Genomic DNA, 4,205 nt, shown 5'->3' with positions numbered 1-4,205 from the left:
GTGGTCGCGGCGGAGGGTGCCGGTGGCGTGGGTGTTTGGGTTGGTTTCCTGGATGGCGGTGGTGAGGACGGGGTGGGGGCTGGTCTCCAGGTAGAGGGTGTGGCCGTCGGTCAGCAGAGTCCGCAGCGTGTCGTGGAAGCGGACGGGTTCGCGGAGGTTGCGGTACCAGTACTCGGCGTCGAGGGTCTCGCCGTCGATGGGAGCGGCGGTGACGGTGGAGTACATGGGCACATGCCCGGTGCGGGGGGTGATGGGTGCGGCCAGCTGGAGGAGCCGTTCTCGGATGCGTTCGACGTGGGGCGTGTGGGACGCGTAGTCGACGGCGATCGCACGGGCCCGGATACCGGTGGCTTCCGCTTGTGCCATGACGTCGGTGAGCGCGGCGGGGCTCCCGGCGATGACGGTGGAGGTCGGGCCGTTGACGGTGGCGATCCAGACGTCGTCGTGGCCCGTCAGCAGCTCGCGGGCCTGGTCGGCGGGGGCGGTGAGTGAGGCCATGCCGCCGTGCCCGGCCAGGTCTTGGGCGATGAGGCGGCTGCGCAGTGCCACGAGCCGTGCGCCGTCTTCCAAGTTCAGCACACCGGCTACGCATGCGGCCGCGATCTCGCCCTGGGAGTGGCCGACGACGGCCGAGGGCTCGATACCGAACGAACGCCACACCTGGGCCAAGGACACCATCACCGCCCAGAGGGCGGGCTGGACCACATCCACCCGCTCCAGGGCATCGTCCCCGGTCGCCCTCAGCACATCGAGCAGATCCCAGTCGATATGCGGAGCGAGAGCTTGGGCGCATTGGTCGATGGACTCGGCGAACACCGCTGACGATTCGAGCAGTTCGGCGGCCATGCCGACCCACTGCGACCCCTGCCCCGGAAAGACGAACACCGCACCGGACGGCGGCTCCTCTGGAGCCACTCCGCTGACCACATGGGCGGCGGGCTCGCCGGTGGCGATGGCGTCCAGCCCGGCCAGGAAAGTGTCCCGGTCGGCGGCCACGACCACCGCGCGGTGCTCCAGCGCGGCCCGGTGCCGTGCCAGCGTCGAGCCGATATCAGCGAGATGCCGATCGCTCGTGGCCACGAACGCGCGCAACTGCGCTGCCTGCGCCCGTAGCGCGGCCTCGGAGCGTGCCGAGATCACCCACGGCAGCACACCCTCCGTGGGCATGGACTGGGACGTGGTATCCACCGTCGGGGCCGCTTCCAGAATCACATGGGCGTTGGTGCCGCTGACCCCGAACGACGACACCGCCGCGCGGCGCGCCCGTTCCGCCTCGGGCCAGCCCATAGTCTCCGTCACCAGCCGCACCGCACCGGAGCCCCAGTCCACATGTGGCGTCGGCTCGTCCACATGCAGCGTGCGGGGAACCACACCGTGGCGCAGGGCCAGCACCATCTTGATGATGCCCGCGACCCCGGCCGCCGCGCCGGTGTGGCCGACGTGGGCCTTCATCGAGCCCAGCAGCGCGGGGCGTTCGGCGGATCGGCCCTGGCCGTACGTGGCGAGCAGCGCCTGTGCCTCGATGGGGTCGCCCAGCGCCGTACCCGTCCCGTGTGCCTCGATCACATCGACATCGGACGGCGTGAGACGTGCGTTCGCCAACGCCTGCCGGATGACCGCCTGTTGGGACGGTCCATTGGGCGCGGTGAGGCCATTGGAGGCGCCGTCCTGGTTGATCGCCGAGCCACGAATCACAGCCATCACCTGGTGGCCGTTGCGGCGGGCCTCCGACAGCCGTTCGACCAGCAGTATGCCCACGCCCTCCGCCCACGCTGTGCCGTCCGCCGCCGCCGCGAAGGGCTTGCAGCGGCCGTCGGGGGCGAGCCCGCGCTGATGGCTGAACTCGGTGAACACACCCGGTGTGGAGATCACCGAGACGCCGCCCACGAGCGCCATCCCGCAGTCGCCGTTGCGCAGCGCCTGCACGGCCAGATGCAGTGCCACCAGCGAGGACGAACACGCCGTGTCCACCGTGACGGCTGGTCCGGTCAGCCCGAAGCTGTAGGCGATCCGGCCGGATGCCACGCTTCCCGCCGCTCCGGTGAAGAGGTAGCCCTCGGCGCCCTCGGTGTCGGCGCCCTCACCGCCGTAGCCGTGCGGTACGAGGCCGATGAACACCCCGGTACGGCTGCCGCGCAGCGACAGCGGGTCGATGCCCGCGTGTTCCAGCGCCTCCCAGGAGGTCTCCAGCAGCAGCCGCTGCTGGGGGTCCATCGCCATCGCCTCGCGCGGCGAGATGCCGAAGAAGCCGGCATCGAAGTCGGCGGCGTCCGGGAGGAATCCGCCCTGGTGGACATAGCTGCTGCCGGGGCGTTCGGGGTCGGGGTGGTACAGCGCGTCGAGATCCCAGCCGCGGTCCGCCGGGAACGCGGAGAGCGTGTCCTGGTCGGACAGCAGCAGCCGCCACAGGTCCTCGGGCGACCGTACGCCCGCGGGGAAACGGCAGCTCGTGGCCACGATCGCGATCGGCTCGTCCAGGGCGGCCGCCCCGGGCACAAGCGGCACAACGTCGCCCGGCGCGTACGAGCCCGCTCCTGCGGCGTCCCCGCCCGTGATCCGGCCCAGCAGATGCTGGGCCAGCGTCAGGGGCGTCGGATAGTCGAAGACGACGGACGGCGCGAGCGCCACACCCGTCGCCACGGCCAGCTGGTTCCGTAGCTCCACGGCGGTGAGCGAGTCGAAGCCGAGCTCCCGGAAGACCTTCCGGGTCTCCACCTCGTCCACCGACGACAGCCCCAGCACGGCGGCCGCATGGCGGCACACCTCGTCCAGCACCACCCGCAGCCGTGGCGCGCCCCCGGTCGCGTCGGCCACTCGGCGTGCGAAGCCCTCGAGCGCCTCGGGCCCTTCGGCCGCCACGGTGGCGGACGGCAGCTCGACCCGCACGGCGGAGCCGGGGCCGACGGGCGCGAGCCAGTAGCGCTCGCGCTGGAAGGCGTAGGTGGGCAGATCGACGGCTGTGGCGTCGCCGGGTGCGAACACCGCCGCCCAGTCGGGGGTCACGCCATGGGTCCACAGGGCGGCGAGGGCGCTGAGGAGCTGCCGGACGCCACCGTGGTCACGGCGCAGGGTGCCGGTGGCGAACACGGGCTGGTCGGCGTCGTGGCCGGTCTCCTCGACGGCGGTGGTGAGGACGGGGTGGGGACTGGACTCCAGGAAGAGGGTGTGGCCGTCGGCCGCCAAAGTCCGCAGCGTGTCGTGGAAGCGGACCTGTTCGCGCAGGTTGCGGTACCAGTACTCGGCGTCGAGGGTCCCGCCGTCGATGAGGGCGGCGGTGACGGTGGAGTACAGGGGGACGTCGCCGGTGCGGGGGGTGATGGGCGCGGCGAGCTGGAGGAGCTGTTCCCGGATGCGTTCGACGTGAGGCGTGTGGGACGCGTAGTCGACGGCGATCGCACGGGTCCGGACCCCGGTGGCCCCGGCCTTCGCCGTGGCCTCGGTGAGCCCGGTGGGGCTCCCGGCGATGACCGTGGAGGTGGGCCCGTTGACGGCCGCTATCCACATGTCATCGCGGCCGGTCAGCAGGTCGTGTGTCCGCTCGGCGGAGGTGGCGAGGGAGACCATGCCGCCGAGTCCGGCCAGTTCCCGCGCTATGAGGCGGCTGCGCAGCGCCACGAGCCGCGCGCCGTCCTCCAGCGAGAGCACACCGGCCACACACGCGGCCGCGATCTCGCCCTGGGAGTGGCCGATGACGGCGGAGGGCTCGATGCCGAGCGAACGCCAGACCCGCGCCAAGGACACCATGACGGCCCAGAGGGCGGGCTGGACGACATCCACCCGTTGCAGCGCCGCGTCATCCCCGGTCGCCCGCAGCACATCGAGCAGATCCCAGTCGATGTGCGGGGCCAGTGCCTGGGCGCACCGGTCGATGGATTCGGCGAACGCGGGCGAGGTGTCGAGCAGTCCGGCGGCCATGCCCGCCCACTGCGACCCCTGCCCCGGAAAGACGAACACCGGACCGGCGGCCGACCCGGCGGCCACCCCAGCCACCACATGAGTGGAGGGCTCCCCGGCGGCGATCGCGTCCAGCCCGGCCAGGAAGTCGTCCCGGTCCCCGGCCACCACCACCGCACGGTGTTCCATGGCGGCCCGCTGCGTCGCCAGCGCCCACGCGATGTCCGGCGGCGTGGCGTCGGAAGCGGCGGCGAACGCACCCAGCCGGGCCGCCTGCGCCCGCAAGGCGGCGGGCGACCGGCCCGACACCA

1 protein-coding gene is annotated in these 4,205 nt (G+C 72.3%); it reads right to left on the bottom strand.

The window, feature by feature from the left end:
* The coding region (locus tag GWI24_RS41295) for an acyltransferase domain-containing protein (protein WP_374103404.1) at positions 1–4,203 on the bottom strand (4,203 nt) is incomplete at its 3' end.
* Between the last annotated feature and the right edge of the window lie 2 nt (positions 4,204–4,205).

The sequence above is a fragment of the Streptomyces sp. MK37H genome, assembly GCF_018035285.1.
GTDB lineage: Bacteria > Actinomycetota > Actinomycetes > Streptomycetales > Streptomycetaceae > Streptomyces > Streptomyces endocoffeicus.
This window is presented reverse-complemented; position numbering and strand designations above follow the sequence as displayed.